Here is an 18,771-nt window from a genome sequence, read left to right as displayed (position 1 = left end):
AGGAAACAAACATGGCAATTACAAAAGAACGTAAAAATGAATTGATCGCTGAGTTCAGAACTCACGAAAGCGATACAGGATCTGCAGATATTCAAATCGCAGTTCTTACTGAAGAAATTAATTCTTTAAACGAACATTTACGTACACACAAGAAAGATCATCACTCACGTCGTGGTCTATTCAAAATGGTTGGACGTCGCCGTAACTTGTTGAAATACTTACGTGAAAACGAAGTACAACGTTACCGTGAGCTAATCGCAAAACTTGGTTTACGTCGATAAGATACTACCTAAGAAAGCGGGATTTATCCCGCTTTTTCTTTTGTCTATGAAACTATAAACGATGATGTATAGATAGCCTTATATCAGGGAATCCCTGTCTAGACTCCAGTGCAAAACTCGTAAATGAATAATTTTGCCCTTTGGAGTAGACAAAGGCACTCTCGCTTTTCTTATTGCGTAAAATACTTCGCATAGTTTTGGTTTTTTTGATACACTACTTATGATACATATAACTTTTATATACGCTATTTAAGCAGTTTTGAAGTTGAGAGGAGTTTTGATTAAATGAGTGAAAAGAAAGTATTTACGTACGAATGGGCAGGCCGTCCGTTACAAGTAGAAATTGGACAACTTGCAAAGCAAGCAAATGGAGCAGTACTAGTTAGATACGGGGATACAAGTGTACTATCTGTTGCAACTGCTTCCAAACAACCAAAAAATTTAGATTTCTTCCCACTAACAGTGAACTACGAAGAAAAATTATACGCTGTTGGTAAAATTCCTGGAGGATTTATTAAACGGGAAGGACGTCCATCTGAAAGAGCCATTTTAACTAGTCGTCTAATCGACCGCCCAATTCGTCCATTATTTCCAGATGGTTTCCGTAATGAAGTACAAGTAATCTCGATCGTAATGTCCGTCGATCAAAACTGTTCATCTGAGATGGCTGCGATGCTAGGCTCTTCTTTAGCACTTAGTGTGTCAGATATTCCATTTGACGGACCAATTGCGGGAGTTCAAGTTGGTTTAATTGATGGCGAGTTCATCATTAATCCAACGGTAGAGCAAATGGAATTAAGTACTTTAGATCTAGTTGTTGCAGGAACAAAAGATGCGATTAATATGGTAGAAGCAGGAGCGAAAGAAGTTTCGGAAGAAGTCGTATTAGAAGCAATTATGTTCGGTCATAACGAAATCATTAAATTGATCGAGTTCCAAGAGCAAGTTGTCGCTGAAATTGGTAAAGTGAAAAAAGAAATCCCTCTTTTTGAATTAGATAAAGAGCTTTTTGAGGAAGTAAAAGGCATTTGCGAAACAAAACTTGTACAAGCTATTCAAGTACAAGAAAAACATGCTCGTGAAGATGCTATTACGGAAGTAAAAAATGAAGTATTAGAACAATATACAGAAAAAGAAGCAGATGAAGCAACGTTTAAACAAGTAAAAGAAATTTTGGATGCAATGGTGAAGGAAGAAGTTCGCCGTCTAATTACGGAAGATAAAGTTCGCCCAGATGGTCGTGGGGTAGCAGAAATTCGTCCGCTTTCTTCAGAAGTTGGCGTTTTACCTAGAACACATGGTTCCGGATTATTCACGCGAGGACAAACACAAGCATTGAGCATTTGTACATTAGGTCCGCTTGGAGATGTGCAAATTATTGATGGGCTTGGTTTAGAAGAAACAAAACGTTTCATGCATCATTACAATTTCCCACAATTCAGTGTTGGGGAAACGGGCCCAATTCGTGCTCCGGGTCGTCGTGAAATCGGACATGGTGCCCTTGGTGAGCGTGCATTAGAAGCGGTAATTCCAGACGAAACAGATTTCCCATATACACTTCGTTTAGTAGCAGAAGTATTGGAGTCAAATGGTTCTACGTCTCAAGCAAGTATTTGTGCTTCGACACTAGCAATGATGGATGCTGGGGTTCCGCTAAAAGCACCGGTTGCTGGTATTGCAATGGGTCTAGTGAAAAAAGGCGAACATTACACGATTTTAACGGATATTCAAGGTATGGAAGATCATCTTGGAGATATGGACTTTAAAGTAGCTGGTACATCTAAAGGGATTACAGCACTTCAAATGGATATTAAAATCGATGGATTATCTAAAAACATTTTAGAAGAAGCACTAGAACAAGCAAAAATCGGTCGTTTGCAGATTTTAGAAAGTATGCTTGCAACAATTAACCAACCACGTGAGAAATTATCTAAATACGCACCAAAAATTACAATGATTAAAATTAATCCGGACAAAATCCGCGATGTAATTGGACCTGGTGGAAAACAGATCAATAAGATCATTGATGAAACTGGAGTGAAAATCGATACAGAACAAGATGGTACGATTTATATTGCATCTCCAGATGAAGAAATGATTGCACGTGCGAAACAAATCATTGAAGATATCGTTCGCGTAGCCCAAGTTGGCGAATATTATTTAGGAAAAGTAAAACGAATTGAAAAGTTCGGTGCTTTCGTAGAAATATTCAACGGCAAAGATGGACTGCTACACATTTCAGAAATTCAAGAAGAACGTACGAAAAATGTAGAAGATGTACTTAAACTAGGGGATGAGCTTCTAGTAAAAGTAATCGAAATTGACAATCAAGGTCGCGTAAACCTATCTCGCAAAATCGTATTAAAAGAAGAAAAAGAACGCGAAGAGCAAAAAGAACAACAATAAATAAATTGTTTATTGTAACAAAATAGGTTGACCGTAGGCATATAATAACTACGGCAACTTTTTTTTGAATTGATTTAACAAAGAATTAAACCCTTGTTGAATCAATCCAAAGCCTCCGGCGGATGTCACAGGTTTTGAAAAGGATGGGAAAGGATGCTAGCCTAAATAAGTTGTATCCATGCAACTTATTTAGGCTAACTGACCTGCATCACCTCGGCCTAAGCGCGGGTTCAAAATCTGCACGCAAATACGCCAGGGTGTATTTGATTGACAAGAATAACTTAATGAATAACAAAGACAGAGGTGCAATATTGATAAAGAAAATTACTTGTAATAACGGACTTCGAATTGTTGCAGAACATATTCCACATGTACGATCTGTAGCAGTTGGAATATGGGTGCAAGCTGGTTCTAGATATGAACTGCCAGAAGAGAATGGGTTAACGCATTTTATCGAACACATGTTATTTAAAGGGACAGAAAAAAGAACGGCAAAACAAATAGCGGAGGAATTCGACCGCATTGGTGGAAATATTAATGCATTTACATCGAAAGAAAATACTTGCTATTACGCAAAGGTGTTAGATCATCATGCAACCCATGCCGTGGAAATACTTGCAGACATGTTCTTCCATTCTGTATTTGACCCAATCGAAATTGAAAAAGAACGACAAGTCGTTTTAGAAGAAATAAATATGGTAGAAGACACGCCAGATGATATCGTGCATGAATATTTATGGAAAGAAATGTATGGAGATCATCCATTAGGTGCACCAATTTTAGGAACAGAGGAAACGCTAAATAGCTTTACTAAAGAAATGATTTTGTCGTATATGGAAAAGCATTATATCCCTGAAAATGTCGTTATTTCCGTAGCAGGTAATATTCCAGAAGATCTTACGGAATACATTGAATCGCTATTTGGTCAATTTACGTATAAGAAGTCACAGGATAATGCAGACTTTGCTACTCCATTGATGAACCCCATTTTTACGCAAAATAGTAGAGAAACAGAACAAGCACATATTTGTTTAGCCTATCCTGGATTAGCAGTAAAGGATGATAATATTTATAGTTTAGTCATCCTTAATAATATTTTAGGTGGAAGTATGTCATCTAGATTATTCCAAGAGATCCGAGAAGACAAAGGGCTCGCTTATTCCATTTATTCGTATCATTCGTCATATGAGGATACGGGGATACTCGCAATTTATGGAGGTACTTCTAGTAATCAATTAAACGAATTAAAGACTTCTATTTCGGATACGATTCAAACGATTGTTCAGAATGGTTTCACAGAAAACGAAGTTGCAAGTGCAAAAGAGCAATTAAAAGGGAATTTGTTATTAGGTCTAGAAAGTACCAATGCACGGATGAGCCGCAATGGTAAAAATGAGTTATTATATGGAAAACATCGCTCACTAGATGAAGTGAGTGAAACAATAGATGAAGTAACGCTAGCATCTGTGATGGATTTAGTAAAAGAAATCTTTTCACATAAACCTGCCATATCCATTATTATGCCAAAAAACGCCGATCAACAATGATCGGCGTTTTTTTATACTATTTGAAAGTTTATCTTATCTAATAAAGAAAAACGATGGTTTGTAGTTATATGCTTCGGTTCGCTTTGTAGAATAGTACGCAACAAATAGATACCACTAGGATTTCCGCTACAGGCGGACGATTTCCGCGGGGTGAGCGATGAGCCATCACCACAGCTCTCGCGTACGTTGTGATGGCTCATCTGTCTCAACAGAGGAACGAAGGCTAAATGCGCCACATCGTGTGGCAACGCCTTCGTGACCAACATCCTGTTGGCCTCCGCTGGAGTCGCCGCCCTTCCGCTCCAATCAATGAGAACTTCTTGCTAATTGAGCGTCTGCAGTTATCGGAGATTAAAATTTATCAGGTCAACTTCGCAATGGTCATTAAACCTAATTAGAAAATGCCGTTTCCAAATAAGAAGAGTTTTGTTCAACCATCTATTGGAATTGTACCTCGTAATTATCGTCGTCTTACTTCATGTAAATTTGTTATTATAAGAAATTAGTGCTTTCACTCGCAATTTGGTTGTTCTCCGAATAGAACTGGTAGCTTTCCATAACTGATTGATTGCTCTTAGCCATTTACTGGATTCTTACATATCAAAATACTACGTATAGAATAATGTGTCTAATCATTGGCGTCTCACTTTATGTGAACTTGTTATTTTAAGAATTGGTTGCTCTCTTGCTGATTTAGTTGCTTTCCGAATAGAATTGATTGCTTTCAATGACCGGTTTGTTGCCCTAAGCCATTTTCTGGATTCACAGAACTGAAAAATTGTTTAATATTTGTTTTTAGTGAGTTGTTATTAATAAGTAAGCAATTTTCTTGGTTGAAGCGCAAGGTGGCGACTCCAGCGGGAATAGCATGAGCTGAAGATCCCGCAGGAGCAAAGCGACGAGGAGGCTGAAGCCATGCCCGCGGAAAGCATCCGCCTGGAGCGGAAACCCTAGTGGACACTTAATAGAGCCACTTTAGTGCGCATTATTTGTATTTAGCGCAACATTTATCAAGCAGCCGAATCTTCGCCCGCTTAGCTTCAGACATCAAGTTGCACTTAAAGTGTGATTGCTTTATTTCTTATTCACTTTGCTTAATTATATGGCATATACATAAATAGAAAGAAATAAGGAGGGAAATGATTGTTACTTTCGGAACTGGCAGAAAAAGAATTAATCCAAGTGAAAGACGGCGCGAGATACGGAAAGCTAGCAGACACAGAACTACTTTTCAACCCAAAGACAGGGAAAATTGAAGGTTTTGAAGTGTTACAGAAGACAGCATCATTTTTCCAAGCAAACAAAGCAAATAAGAAAAAAGAATTTATTGCTTGGGAAGAAATCATCCTTATTGGAAAAGATCGTATTCTATTCAATGAAACAGATTCTTCCAGTGAAGCAAGTGAATTTTCATGAAAAAGAAGTGTGTCATTATTGGAACTGACCTACGCTTGTCCTACTTTCACACTGCGATTAGCAGAGACTTAAATACAAAATTAGTTGCCACGATGACGTGGGATGAAGAACTAAAAGATGCGATCAATCAATTTGAACCACAAATTCTATTCTTGCCAATTCAACCACTTAAAATGGAACGTCCCTTTATCCTACCTGATTCATGTGAAGTACTATTTGTTGGCAAAAAAAATGAAGAAATCAACCAAGAAATAGAGCGTAGAGGAGACATTCAAGTTTTTTCCTATTTAGAAGATGAGCAGTACATTTGGGATAATGCGAATCTGACTGCTGAAGGATTTATTAGTTATTTTTATACACATGAAAAACAAGCGATTTATAATAAGCAATTTATCATTACAGGCTATGGGAGAGTAGGGAAAAGGCTTGCTTATGCTTTGCATCACTTAGGGGCAAAAGTGGTCATTTCTGTGCGATCAGAACATCAATTATTTGAAGCAAAAAGCTACGGTTATGCTATAGAAACGTTAGAAAATTTATTGGATAAACCAAAAAATAAATCTGCCTATTTGATCAATACGATACCATCCAGATGGTTAGAAAATACACAGGCGGCTTCCTTTAAACGAGTTTTCGATCTTGCTTCTAATCCGGGGTGTTTAATCGATTCAGAGGGAAATATCCCGACCAATTACTCAATTTCTACTAGTTTACCAGGCATGTATTTCCCGCAAGATGCAGGTTTACTTATCGCCCAATCGGTTCAAAATCATTTGTCTTTTTAAAAGGAGGAAAAATCTAGTGTTGAAAGATCTTAGAATAGGTCTTGGCATTACGGCATCTCATTGTACGTATGAGGAAGTAATACCAATGATTAAACAATTTACGGATTTAGGCGCTACTGTAGTGCCTATTATTACGTATTCTGTGTTAACAGCAGCGACCCGTTTTGGAACGGGAGAAGAATGGATTGAAAAAATTGAAGGAGCAAGTGGCAGTAAAGTAATTTCTAAAATTGTAGAAGCAGAGCCTTTTGGGCCGACGAATCCACTCGATTGTATGGTCATTGCGCCGATGACTGGAAATTCAATTAGTAAACTTGCGAATGCGCAAACCGATTCACCGGTATTAATGGCAGCAAAAGCAACATTACGAAATGGAAAACCAGTAGTCCTGGGTATATCCACAAATGATGCATTAGGATTAAATGGGATGAATATCATGAAACTTTTATCTACTAAAAATATTTATTTTATTCCTTTTGGTCAAGACAATCCTCACTCCAAACCAAACTCGCTAATTGCTGATTTCACAAGGATTGTACCTACTGTGGAGCACGCTATTCAGAAAAAACAACTGCAACCTCTACTCATTACACATTCATTATAAATATAAATAGAGATGTATTTTCATGTATAATATGATACAATATCGCCAATATGTTTTGATTTTAGGAGGAGAGCTTTTATGTCACAAGGTTATACAGTAGCAGTAGTAGGAGCGACAGGTGCTGTCGGTCAAAAAATTATCGAAAAGTTAGTAGAAAGAAGCTTTCCATATTCAGAGTTAAAGCTTTTAGCTTCCAAACGATCTGCAGGTAAAGAAGTGGAGGTTAACGGTTTAACATATACGCTTGAGGAAGCAACACCAGCATCATTCGAAGGAGTAGATATTGCCTTTTTCTCGGCAGGTGGCTCTATTTCGAAGGTACTTGCAAAAGAAGCAGTTAGTCGTGGAGCAATCGTAGTAGATAATACTAGTGCTTTTCGAATGGATAAAGACACACCGCTTGTTGTTCCAGAAGTAAATAAACAAGCATTACATGAGCATCAAGGGATTATTGCTAATCCAAATTGTTCTACTATTCAGATGGTTGCCGCTCTTGAACCAATTCGCAAACAATATGGTTTGAATAAAGTCATCGTCTCCACTTACCAAGCGGTTTCAGGTGCAGGTGCAGCGGCTATCGATGAGCTAATAACACAAAGTGAAACGATTAAAGAAAAAAATCCGAATCCAGCTATTTTACCAGTGAAAAGCGATGAGAAGCATTACCCAATCGCAGGTAATGTAATTCCACAAATTGATCTGTTCGAGGAAGATGGATTTACATTTGAAGAGCATAAAATGATGAATGAAACGAAGAAGATTATGACACTTCCGGGGCTTTCAATTGCGGCAACTTGTGTCCGGGTACCTGTTGTAACAGGTCATTCTGAATCTGTATATATTGAGATAGATAAAGAGAATGTAACAGTGGATGAGTTGAAACAATTACTTTCGAATACAAAAGGTATCACTTTGCAAGATGCGCCTGAAAAACAACAATATCCGATGCCTTATTTTGCAACAGATAAAGACGATGTTTTTGTCGGCCGTATAAGAAAGGATCCTTCTAATAATAACGGCTTCCACATGTGGATCGTATCTGATAATCTATTAAAAGGAGCAGCACTTAACTCCATTCAAATTGCAGAAGCATTAATTGAGGAACGTATTTTAAAAGAGGTGTAAGAAAATGAATATTGGTCATATTTCAACAGCGATGGTTACGCCGTTTTCAGAAGATGGTTCCATTGATTTTATCGCAACAGAAAAGTTAATCGAACATTTACTAGCGACTGGAACGGAATCACTCGTTGTTTGTGGAACAACTGGAGAATCTCCAACATTATCAACGGATGAGAAGTTAGAACTCATTCGGTTTGTAGTAGAGAAAGTAAATAAACGAGTTCCCATTATTGCAGGGACGGGGAGTAATAATACTGCAGCATCGATTGACTTGTCGCAAAAAGCAGAAGCGCTTGGTGTTGATGCCTTGATGCTTGTTACCCCTTATTACAATAAACCAAATCAACGTGGAATGATTGCACATTTTGAAGCAATTGCGCATGCTACAACATTGCCGATTGTTGTGTATAATATTCCAGGACGTTCGGTAGTAAATTTAGAAGCGGACTCCATGATTGCGTTAAGTAAAATTCCATCCATTCGAATCGCAAAAGAAGCGAGTGGGAATTTGGATCAAATGACTAAAATTTTAGCTGGTACAGGAGACGACTTCCGGGTATATAGTGGAGATGATGGTTTAACTTTACCGCTACTTGCACTAGGGGGTTCTGGTATTATTTCGGTTGCTTCTCATATTATTGGGAACGATATGCAAGAAATGATACAAGCATTTCTTGCTGGAGATCAACAAAAAGCTTCGAAGATTCATCAAGCGATCTTACCAGTTATAAACGGATTGTTCGTACATCCTAATCCAGTAGTAGTGAAATATGCACTTTCCAAAGTAGGAGTCGAAGTAGGCTCACTTCGATTACCACTCGTAGAAATGACAAATAACGAGAAAAAAGCATTCGATTTAATCTGGGAAGAATATTTGAAAAATAAATAATTTCTACTAAAAAGACTGAGGAAAGCTAAAGTGTACCCTTCGCTCGGGGCATTTTAATTTTCTTTCCGTCTTTTTTTTATTTGTGTGATTCGTTGTCGTTCGATATAATAAAAAATAGTGGATGTTGGTCGGGTTAATAATTAGGAGGAAAAGATTTGGTTAAAGTAAAAAATGAACTTATTCGCATTATCCCACTCGGTGGAGTTGGGGAAGTCGGAAAAGCAATGTATGTAGTAGAAATAGATGAAGAAATATTTGTCGTAGACAGTGGGCTTATGTTCCCTGAAAATGAAATGCTGGGAATTGATATTGTCATTCCAGATATTACGTATTTAGAAGAAAACAAGGACCGGGTAAAAGGAATCTTTTTAACGCACGGACATGAAGATGCAATTGGATCTATTTCGTATTTATTGCAAAAAGTACAAGCACCTGTCTATGGTTCTAAATTGACGATTGCTTTAGCAAAAACGCATATAAAAGCATTACCTACGAAACAAGCAGTAAAATATTTCGAAGTAACAAATAAAAGTCGTATGAATTTTCAAAGTACGCATGTAACATTCTTCCACACAACACATAGTATTCCAGATTCACTTGGAATTGTTTTTCATACGTCGGAAGGTGCAATCGTACACACAGGCGAATTTAAATTTGACCAATCTGCCAAAGGGAAGTATCGCCCGGATATCGCTAAAATCGCTGGGTTAGGAGAAGAAGGAGTATTCATTCTTCTATCTGATTCAACCGAAGCAGAAAGACCAGGTTATACAACTTCTGAAGCTGTTATTGAAAACCAGTTATCCGAAACATTCCACGCTGCACGTGGTCGTATTCTAGTAGCTTTATATGCATCTAATTTTATCCGTATTCAGCAAGTATTAGATAAAGCAGCTGAAACAGGTAAAAAAGTAGCGATTGCTGGAAAAACGTTAGAAAATACTTTCCAAATTGGATTGGATCTAGGGTATTTCACTGTGCAAGAAGATACACTTATTTCAATAAAAGAAATTTCGAAGCTTGAAGATGAAAACGTCGTTGTTATTGTCTCTGGCAATCAAGGTGAACCATTAGAGGCACTTGAAAAAATGATTCGTAAACACCACAAAGATATTAAAATTAAAGACACAGACACTGTGCTAATTACTTTCACTCCTTCACCTGGTATGGAAGTAGGCATGTACCAAACGATGAACCAAATTGCAAAAGTAGGCGCAAAAGTATTAACTGCTAGCAAAAATGTTCATGTATCTGGACATGGTAGCCAAGAAGATTTAAAGATGATGCTAAACTTAACGAAGCCAACGTATTTTATCCCGATTCAAGGGGAGTATCGTATGTTAATGGCTCACTCGAAAGTAGCGCAAGACATTGGTATGACAAAATCTGAAATATTTATTGCGGATAAAGGAGATATTGTCGAATATAAAAACGGTAAAATGCGAATGAGTGGCAGAGTTCAAGCCGGTAACGTACTAATTGATGGAATTGGTGTAGGAGATGTTGGGAATATCGTTTTACGTGATCGTAAGCTTCTTTCCCAAGATGGTATTTTTATCGTAGTAGTTACATTGCACCGTGCGCAAAAGAAAATAGCGTCCGGTCCAGAGATTCTTTCGAGAGGTTTCGTCTATGTACGAGAATCAGAGGAACTAATGGAGGAATCGGCGCAACTAGTTCGAACAATTGTTGAAAAATATGTGAATAAAGAAACGTTTGAATGGACAAACATAAAACAAGAAATCCGTGATACGCTAAATTCATATTTATTCCAACAAACTAAACGCCGTCCAATGATCATCCCGATTATTATGGAATATTAATATGAATAATAGAGGGATTTCCTTTCCGAACTCGGAGGGAAATCCCTTTTTATAAGAGATAAGAAAGTATAAACTTTTTTACTCAGTATCTATCCAGCTCCAGCGCCTTGCTCCAGCGCACAGCTCGTCGCAGGAGAACGTTCCCCCTCGGGGTCAAATGGAAAAAAGCTGTGGTGGCTGAGGAGTTGCCTCATGGGGCCCCACGATGCGGGTCATGCATCCATTGCCACGGGATGTGGCGTACTTAGGATGCCTTCCCACCCCATTTGCCTGTGGGAGGGCTGCACGAAGCAGGTCATACAGTCGTTGCGACACGACGTCGCGAACTTAGACTGTATTCCTCTAGTATAGGCGCTTGCGCATTTTTTATTAGGAAAGCAGGTGTTATCGATGGCACAACAGAAAAGAAAAACAACTAAAAAAACAGCACCGAAAAAAAAGTCCATGCATCCGCTAATGTTTGAAATTATCGGATTACTCGTAATAGGACTAGCCATCATTGCCTTTTTTGAATATGGTTTAGTCGGTCGGGGACTCGCTTATATGGGTTATTTCCTATTTGGAAACTGGCATATCGCTATTCCATTTATCTTTATCGTATATGCACTTATTATTATGATGAAGCAAACTTTTCCCCCATGGAATCACCGTCTCTTATTGGGAAGTGGGTTTATTTTAAGTAGTTTATTGCTATTTAGTCATTTAGCTCTATTTCAACAGTTATTTGAAGGAAAAGGATTAATGACAAATTCGGTTTTAAGGGAGAGCTATCGTGTATTAGTGGAAAGTGGAGGTATTACAAATCAAACGAGTTCCCTTGGCGGAGGCATATTAGGGGCTATTTTATTTGCTTCGTTTCACGTTTTATTTGATTCCGCTGGAGCGAGGATTGCCGGATGGCTTTTGTTATTAATAGGAATAATTTTATGGACTGATAAAGCGCTTGTACCGTTAGTTATGGAATTAGTACCGAAACTAAGAGAAAAGTTAATAAATCGAAAGAAAAAGAAAAAACCAGCACCAGCTAAAAAGACAGGAAGACGTTCGAAAAAAGAAACACTGCAGGAAGAAGCGGTGACCGTCCACGAAGAAATACTCACGATTCAGGAACAAGAGGTGGAACAAGTTACAGCACCTATCATATCTGCCTTTACAGAACGGATCGTGAGAAAAGAAGAAAAAGTTATAGAACCAGAAGAAATAATTGAACCAATTGAGATTAATATGGATGCAGAAGTAGTAGAAAATGAAGATTATCAGTTACCGCCAATCACTTTGTTAGATGCACCTGCACATAGTGATCAAAGTGGCGAGTTAAATGCACTCCAAGCAAACGCACTAAAACTAGAAAAGACGTTTTTAAGCTTTGGCGTTAAAGCAAAAGTAACGCAAGTACATTTAGGTCCGGCAGTGACAAAATACGAAGTGCTACCTGATGTTGGGGTAAAAGTGAGTCGTATTGTTAGTTTACATGATGATTTAGCGCTGGCGCTTGCTGCAAGAGATATTCGAATTGAAGCGCCTATCCCTGGTAAATCGGCTATTGGGATAGAAGTGCCGAACACAGAAGTGGCAATCGTTAGCTTGCGAGAAGTATTAGAATCGGAAGAAAATGATAAACCAAATTTAAAACTACTCATTGGATTCGGACGAGATGTAACAGGACAGGCAGTGCTAGCGCAGTTAAACAAAATGCCGCATCTACTTGTAGCAGGCTCGACTGGTAGCGGAAAAAGTGTATGCATCAACGGAATCATTACAAGTATTATGATGAGAGCAAAGCCACATGAAGTTAAAATGATGATGATTGATCCGAAAATGGTAGAGCTAAATGTATATAATGGAATACCGCATTTACTCGCTCCAGTAGTGACGGATCCTCGGAAAGCATCACAAGCATTAAAAAAAATCGTATCCGAAATGGAACGAAGATATGAGTTATTCTCCCATACCGGTACACGGAATATGGAAGGCTATAATGAGTATATTAACAAATGGAATGATGAAAATGATGAAAAACATCCGAAGCTTCCATACATTGTTGTCATAGTTGACGAGTTAGCCGATTTAATGATGGTTGCATCCAGTGATGTAGAAGATTCCATTACACGTTTAGCACAGATGGCACGTGCTGCTGGTATTCATTTGATTATTGCAACACAAAGACCGAGCGTAGACGTTATTACTGGAATTATTAAAGCGAATATTCCTTCTCGTATTGCGTTTGCTGTATCTTCCGCTATCGATTCGCGCACCATACTGGATATGGGTGGAGCAGAAAAGCTATTAGGACGAGGAGATATGTTATTCTTACCAGCAGGAAGCTCAAAACCGGTTCGTGTGCAAGGTGCTTATTTGTCAGACGCAGAAGTAGAACGCATGGTAGACTTTGTCATTGAACAGCAAAAAGCAAATTATCAGGAAGAAATGATTCCGGATGAAGTGGAACAATCGCAAGAACAAGTAGATCGAGATGAGCTTTATGATGAGGCTGCACAATTAGTGACAGATATGCAAACTGCATCGGTTTCACTTATCCAAAGACGGTTTAGAGTAGGCTATTCTCGAGCGGCAAGAATCATCGATCAACTCGAATTGGGTGGAATAGTAGGGCCATATGAAGGAAGTAAGCCACGTCAAGTACTCGTTCCAAAAAACGCAATAGATCAGGATCCTATCTGACAAGTCGATACAATTTAGTAAATTCAATTTTTAAAATAATGATAAAAGTATTTATTTCACCCATTCGAGAGCGGCAAGGATCATCGATTAACTCGAAATGGGTGGAATAGTAGGTCCTTATGAAGGAAGTAAGCTACGCCAAGTACTTGTTGCCAATAATGCATTAGATTAGGATTCTATATGACAAAATGATTACAATTAGATGAAGTTTCTGTAAAGTCAATAGTTAAAATATTTATAAAAGTATTTATTTTGAAGATTTAAAGTGTTATAGTATGACTGATTAGTAGGAATGTTTTACATCAGAGGTCTGCTCTCAAAAAATGGTGGTGTTTTATATGACAATAAAAGTAGATCATCGTCCTTTATATCTTCAAGTGATTGATCGAATCAAAGAAGACATTGAAAATGGCATATTCAAGGAAAAGGAAAAGCTTCCTTCTGAATTTGAATTAGCAAAATCACTAGGTGTTAGTCGTGCAACTTTAAGAGAAGCTCTACGTTTATTGGAAGAAGAAAATGTAATTGTCAGACGACATGGAGTTGGGACATTTGTCAATTCAAAGCCTGTTTTTACTTCGGGCATCGAACAGCTTACAAGTGTGTCCTCCATGATTAGAAGCGTGGGGATGGAACCTGGTACTATTTATTTGAGTTCTATGCAATCGCTTCCAACTGAAGAAGATATTAAGCGCTTCCAATGTAAAGAGGAGCAATCAATTATTTCAATGGAACGAGTCCGTACTGCAAATGGAGAACCAGTTGTGTATTGTGTCGATAAAGTTCCAAAGAATTACTTGCCTAATGATTTTCTCATTAGAGAAGCCGGCTCTATTTTTACTGCCCTGGAGGAATCTGGTGATATACGTGTATCTCATGCGGTCGCATTTATAGACCCTGTTGGATACCATGAAGTTGCTTCACCGACTTTGAATTGTGAACCGGAAACTTCTTTGCTTGTGTTAAAACAACTTCATTATGACGAAAACGATCGTGTTGTTTTGTATTCGAAAAATTATTTTCGAGCAGATAAATTTAGCTTTCATGTTGTTCGAAAAAGGGTGTAAAATGTTTTCAATTACTGCTAATAAGAAAATTAACGGAGGTTTTCATTTTGACAAAACGTAAATTTGGTTTAGGTCTATCATTTGTATTAGCTGCCGGTACTATCCTTGGAGCTTGTGGTACAAAAGACGAAGAAACAAAAACTTCAACAGGTTCAGAAGGCACAGATACTGGAACTACAGAAACAAAAGATTTCTCTATCGCTATGGTAACGGACGTTGGTGGAGTAGATGATAAATCTTTCAACCAATTAGCATGGGAAGGTATTGAAGCATTCGGTAAAGAAAATGGCCTTGAAAAAGGTGACGGTGGCTATGATTATCTTCAATCTAAAGGCGATGCTGATTATATGACAAACTTAAACAGCTTAGTACGTCGTGATTTCGATGTAGTTTATGGAATCGGTTTCTTAATGGAAGAACCAATTGGTACTATTGCAGACCAACAACCGGAAGCACAACTTGCTATCATCGACGGTATTGTTGATAAACCTAATGTTGCTTCTGTAATGTTTAAAGAGCAAGAAGGTTCTTTCTTAGCGGGTGTTGCAGCTGCATTGATGTCTGAATCGAAACATGTTGGTTTCGTTGGTGGAATGGAGATTCCAGTTATCGAACGTTTCCATGCAGGTTTCGTTGAAGGTGTAAAAGCTGTAGATCCAAGCATCAAGGTAGATGTTCAATATACAGGTAAATTTGATGATGCAGCTCTTGGTAAAACAACTGCTAACCGTATGTATTCTTCAGGCATTGATATTATTTTCCACGCAGCCGGTGGTACTGGTAACGGAGTATTCGCGGAAGCAAAAGAACGTAAAACAAAAGATGCGAATGCAAACGTATGGGTAATCGGAGTTGACTCTGACCAATACGAAGAAGGTGCGGTTGGTGATACTAACATTACACTTACTTCCATGCAAAAACGTGTAGACGTTGCAGTACAAACAATTGCAAAAGAAACAATGGCTGGAAACTTCCCTGGTGGGAAAACAGTAACTTATGGTTTAGCAGAAAAAGGGGTACAGCTTGCTGACTCTCGCGGAGCTATCCCACAAGATATTCTAGACCAAATTGAAGAATACTCTAAAAAAATCATTGATGGCGAAATCACTGTTCCTGAAACAGTAGAATAATTTGTTTTTCTAACATCATAAAGGCCGATGCTTATCGGTCTTTATGATGTTTTATTTAATAGAAGAAAGACTTTAAAAATTTAAAGTATTCATTGAATTTTATAGAACTTTAACTTTAACTTACAAGATTTAAGGTCTTTCCTGTATTAATTTTGTACTAGTATAGTAGGGAGTGAATTCATTGGATTATGTAATAGAAACGCTAGGAAACTACTCATTGGATTCGGTCGAGATGTAACTGGGCAAGCTGTGCTTGCGCAATTGAACAAAATGCCCCATCTACTAGTGGCAGGTTCTACCGGTAGCGGTAAGAGTGTTTGTATTAACGGCATCATCACAAGTATTACGTGCAGCTGGTATTCATTTGATCATTGCGACTCAAAGACAGAGCGTTGACGTTATTACTGGAATTATTAAAGCAAATATTCCTTCTAGAATTGCATTTGCTGTATCATCTGCGATCGATTCGCTCACAATATTAGATATGGGTGGAGCAGAAAAACTTTTAGGAAGAGGAGATATGTTATTCTTACCAGCAGGAAGCTCGAAACCGGTTCGGGTGCAAAGGGCTTATTTGTCTGATGTAGAAGTAGAGCGTATGGTAGACTTTGTTATCGAACAGCAAAAAGCGAATTATCAGGAAGAGATGATTCCAGATGAAGTGGAAGAATCAAAAGAACAAGTAGATCGGGATGGGCTTTATGATGAGGCTGCACAATTAGTGGCAGATATGCAAACTGCATCGGTTTCGCTTATCCAAAGAAGGTTTAGAGTAGGCTATTCTCGGGCTGAAAGAATCATCGATCAACTCGAATTGGTGGAATAGTAGGACCTTATGAAGGAAGTAAGCCACGTCAAGTACTTGTTCCCCAAAATGCTTTAGATCCTGATTCTATATGACAAAATGATTACAATTAAATGAAGTTCACGTAAATTCTTTATTCAAAAAATTAATAAAAGTATTTATCTCGACCATTAAAAGTGATATAGTATGACTGATTAGTAGGAATGTTTTACATCAGAGGTCTGATCTCTAATAATGGTGGTGTTTTTTATGACAATAAAAGTAGATCATCGTCATTTATATCTTCAAGTGATTGATCGTATAAAAGAAGACATTGAAAAAGGTATATTCAAGGAAAAAGAAAAACTTCCTTCAGAATTTGAATTAGCAAAATCACTCGGTGTCAGTCGTGCAACATTAAGAGAAGCTTTACGTCTTTTAGAAGAGGAAAATGTAATCGTTAGAAGACATGGAGTTGGGACTTTTGTCAATTCGAAGCCGGTCTTTACGTCGGGCATCGAACAGCTTTCCAGTGTTTCTTCGATGATTCGAAGTGCAGGCATGGAACCAGGTACTATTTACTTAAGTTCGATGCAATCGCTTCCAACTGAAGAAGACATGAAGCGTTTTCAATGTAAGGACGAGCAATCGATTATTTCGATGGAGCGTGTCCGTACGGCAAATGGCGAGCCAGTTGTGTATTGTGTTGATAAAGTTCCAAAGAATTACTTGCCCGGGGATTTTCTCATTAGAGAAGAAGGTTCTATTTTTACAGCGTTGGAGGAATCTGGGGACATTCATGTATCCCATGCGGTTGCATACATCGACCCTGTTGGATATCATGAGGTAGCTTCACCCACATTGAACTGTGCACCAGAGACTTCATTGCTTGTGTTAAAACAACTTCACTATGACGAAAATGATCGTGTGGTTTTGTATTCGAAAAATTACTTTCGAGCAGATAAATTTAGCTTTCATGTTGTTCGGAAAAGGGTGTAAAATGCTTTAAATTCCTGCTAATAAGAAAATTAACGGAGGTTTTCATTTTGACAAAACGTAAATTTGGTTTAGGTCTATCACTTGTATTAGCTGCTGGAACTATTCTCGGAGCTTGTGGTACAAAAGACGATGAAAAAACATCAACAGGTTCAGAAGGTACTGAATCTGGTACAACAGAATCAAAAGATTTCTCTATTGCAATGATTACAGACGTTGGTGGAGTTGACGACAAATCATTCAACCAATCAGCTTGGGAAGGAATCCAAGCATGGGGGGCAGAACATGGTCTTGAAAAAGGCGATGGCGGATATGATTATCTTCAATCAGCTGGAGACGCTGACTATGTAACAAACTTAAATAACTTAGTCCGTCGTGACTTTGACTTAGTATATGGAATTGGTTTCTTATTAGTAGAACCGATAGGAACAATTGCTGACCAAAAACCAGATAATAAATTTATCATTGTTGATGGTGTAGTAGAAAAACCAAACGTAGTTTCTGTAATGTTTAAAGAACAAGAAGTAGCATACCTTGCTGGTGTTGCAGCTGCTCTTATGTCTGAATCTAAACAAGTTGGTTTCGTCGGTGGAATGGAAATTCCAGTTATCGAGCGTTTCGAAGCAGGATTCGTAGAAGGAGTTAAAGCTGTAGATCCATCTATTAAAGTAGATGTACAATACACTGGTAAATTTGATGATGCGGCACTTGGTAAAACAACTGCTAACCGGATGTACTCTTCAGGAGTAGATATTATCGCACACGCTGCTGGTGGTACTGGTAATGGTGTATTCGCGGAAGCAAAAGAACGTAAAACAAAAGATGCTAATGCAAACGTATGGGTTATCGGAGTTGACTCTGACCAATACGAAGAAGGTGCTGTTGGCGATTCTAACGTAACACTTACATCTATGTTGAAAAACGTAGGAACTGCAGTTCAAAACGTTTCGAATGATGCAATGGCTGGTAACTTCCCAGGTGGTACTACAGTAACTTATGGTTTAGCTGAAGAAGGCGTTGGTCTTGCTGATTCACGCGGCGCTATTCCACAAGAAGTTTTAGACCAAATCCAAGAGTATACAGATAAAGTTGCTTCTGGTGAAATTACTGTTCCTGAAACAGTAGAATAATTTGTTACACTAACATCATAAAGACCGGTATGTATCGGTCTTTATGATATTTTAATTAATAGAAGAAAGATTTTAAAAATTTAAAGTCTTTCCTGTATTAATTTTTGTA

At 38.1% G+C, this 18,771-nt stretch carries 14 protein-coding genes and 1 pseudogene; all 15 read left to right on the top strand.

The window, feature by feature from the left end:
- Nucleotides 1-11 precede the first annotated feature (11 nt).
- The 15 genes and pseudogenes from rpsO to BMZ04_RS00225 all read left to right on the top strand — a co-directional run bounded on the left by rpsO (nucleotide 12) and on the right by BMZ04_RS00225 (nucleotide 18,662).
- The gene (gene rpsO, locus BMZ04_RS00300) at nucleotides 12-281 is read left to right on the top strand and encodes a 30S ribosomal protein S15 (RefSeq protein ID WP_093263058.1); all 270 of its coding nucleotides are present in this window, start codon (nucleotides 12-14) and stop codon (nucleotides 279-281) included.
- Nucleotides 282-566: 285 nt separating this feature from the next.
- Nucleotides 567-2,687: a polyribonucleotide nucleotidyltransferase gene (gene pnp, locus BMZ04_RS00295; RefSeq protein ID WP_093263054.1), complete on the top strand. Its 2,121-nt coding sequence runs from the start codon at nucleotides 567-569 to the stop codon at nucleotides 2,685-2,687.
- A 284-nt stretch (nucleotides 2,688-2,971) separates the two neighbouring features.
- Complete coding sequence (locus BMZ04_RS00290) at nucleotides 2,972-4,234, top strand: M16 family metallopeptidase (protein WP_369802606.1); 1,263 nt, start codon at nucleotides 2,972-2,974, stop codon at nucleotides 4,232-4,234.
- Nucleotides 4,235-5,377: 1,143 nt separating this feature from the next.
- Nucleotides 5,378-5,650, top strand: a complete 273-nt coding sequence (locus tag BMZ04_RS00280) for a YlmC/YmxH family sporulation protein (protein ID WP_093263045.1) — start codon at nucleotides 5,378-5,380, stop codon at nucleotides 5,648-5,650.
- Nucleotides 5,647-6,435, top strand: coding sequence for an NAD(P)-dependent oxidoreductase (locus BMZ04_RS00275; RefSeq protein WP_093263041.1), 789 nt, complete (start codon nucleotides 5,647-5,649; stop codon nucleotides 6,433-6,435). Before BMZ04_RS00280 ends, BMZ04_RS00275 begins: the two co-directional genes overlap by 4 nt.
- A gap of 16 nt (nucleotides 6,436-6,451) precedes the next feature.
- Nucleotides 6,452-7,039, top strand: coding sequence for a dipicolinate synthase subunit B (locus BMZ04_RS00270; protein WP_093263036.1), 588 nt, complete (start codon nucleotides 6,452-6,454; stop codon nucleotides 7,037-7,039).
- A gap of 78 nt (nucleotides 7,040-7,117) precedes the next feature.
- Entirely contained in the window at nucleotides 7,118-8,164 is a 1,047-nt protein-coding gene (locus tag BMZ04_RS00265; RefSeq protein WP_093263032.1) for an aspartate-semialdehyde dehydrogenase, read from the top strand.
- A 4-nt stretch (nucleotides 8,165-8,168) separates the two neighbouring features.
- Nucleotides 8,169-9,050: a 4-hydroxy-tetrahydrodipicolinate synthase gene (gene dapA, locus BMZ04_RS00260; protein ID WP_093263027.1), complete on the top strand. Its 882-nt coding sequence runs from the start codon at nucleotides 8,169-8,171 to the stop codon at nucleotides 9,048-9,050.
- A gap of 155 nt (nucleotides 9,051-9,205) precedes the next feature.
- On the top strand, nucleotides 9,206-10,873 hold the full coding sequence (locus BMZ04_RS00255) for a ribonuclease J (protein WP_093263024.1): 1,668 nt from the start codon (nucleotides 9,206-9,208) through the stop codon (nucleotides 10,871-10,873).
- A 390-nt stretch (nucleotides 10,874-11,263) separates the two neighbouring features.
- Nucleotides 11,264-13,555: a DNA translocase FtsK gene (locus tag BMZ04_RS00250; protein WP_093263020.1), complete on the top strand. Its 2,292-nt coding sequence runs from the start codon at nucleotides 11,264-11,266 to the stop codon at nucleotides 13,553-13,555.
- Nucleotides 13,556-13,893: 338 nt separating this feature from the next.
- On the top strand, nucleotides 13,894-14,622 hold the full coding sequence (locus BMZ04_RS00245; protein ID WP_093263017.1) for a GntR family transcriptional regulator: 729 nt from the start codon (nucleotides 13,894-13,896) through the stop codon (nucleotides 14,620-14,622).
- Between the two features lie 47 nt (nucleotides 14,623-14,669).
- Nucleotides 14,670-15,752 (top strand): BMP family lipoprotein, encoded by a 1,083-nt coding sequence (locus tag BMZ04_RS00240; RefSeq protein WP_093263014.1) that lies wholly within the window; start codon nucleotides 14,670-14,672, stop codon nucleotides 15,750-15,752.
- Nucleotides 15,753-15,944: 192 nt separating this feature from the next.
- Nucleotides 15,945-16,652, top strand: a pseudogene (locus BMZ04_RS00235) (DNA translocase FtsK); the annotation flags it as partial.
- A gap of 154 nt (nucleotides 16,653-16,806) precedes the next feature.
- Nucleotides 16,807-17,535, top strand: a complete 729-nt coding sequence (locus BMZ04_RS00230; RefSeq protein ID WP_093263009.1) for a GntR family transcriptional regulator — start codon at nucleotides 16,807-16,809, stop codon at nucleotides 17,533-17,535.
- Nucleotides 17,536-17,582: 47 nt separating this feature from the next.
- Nucleotides 17,583-18,662: a BMP family lipoprotein gene (locus tag BMZ04_RS00225; protein WP_093263004.1), complete on the top strand. Its 1,080-nt coding sequence runs from the start codon at nucleotides 17,583-17,585 to the stop codon at nucleotides 18,660-18,662.
- Nucleotides 18,663-18,771: the final 109 nt, after the last annotated feature.

The sequence above is a fragment of the Psychrobacillus sp. OK032 genome (assembly GCF_900111345.1).
In the GTDB taxonomy this organism is placed as follows: Bacteria; Bacillota; Bacilli; order Bacillales_A; family Planococcaceae; genus Psychrobacillus.
The sequence above is the reverse complement of the archived record's forward strand: the minus strand, read 5'-3'. Positions and strand labels throughout refer to the sequence as shown.

Bases quoted from the DNA above. Each gene is read 5' to 3' on its own strand.
- BMZ04_RS00275 (WP_093263041.1), top strand. From the start codon at position 5,647: ATGAAAAAGAAGTGTGTCATTATTGGAACTGACCTACGCTTGTCCTAC.
- dapA (WP_093263027.1), top strand. From the start codon at position 8,169: ATGAATATTGGTCATATTTCAACAGCGATGGTTACGCCGTTTTCAGAA.
- BMZ04_RS00250 (WP_093263020.1), top strand. From the start codon at position 11,264: ATGGCACAACAGAAAAGAAAAACAACTAAAAAAACAGCACCGAAAAAA.
- BMZ04_RS00290 (WP_369802606.1), top strand. From the start codon at position 2,972: ATGAATAACAAAGACAGAGGTGCAATATTGATAAAGAAAATTACTTGT.
- BMZ04_RS00265 (WP_093263032.1), top strand. From the start codon at position 7,118: ATGTCACAAGGTTATACAGTAGCAGTAGTAGGAGCGACAGGTGCTGTC.
- pnp (WP_093263054.1), top strand. From the start codon at position 567: ATGAGTGAAAAGAAAGTATTTACGTACGAATGGGCAGGCCGTCCGTTA.
- rpsO (WP_093263058.1), top strand. From the start codon at position 12: ATGGCAATTACAAAAGAACGTAAAAATGAATTGATCGCTGAGTTCAGA.
- BMZ04_RS00245 (WP_093263017.1), top strand. From the start codon at position 13,894: ATGACAATAAAAGTAGATCATCGTCCTTTATATCTTCAAGTGATTGAT.
- BMZ04_RS00230 (WP_093263009.1), top strand. From the start codon at position 16,807: ATGACAATAAAAGTAGATCATCGTCATTTATATCTTCAAGTGATTGAT.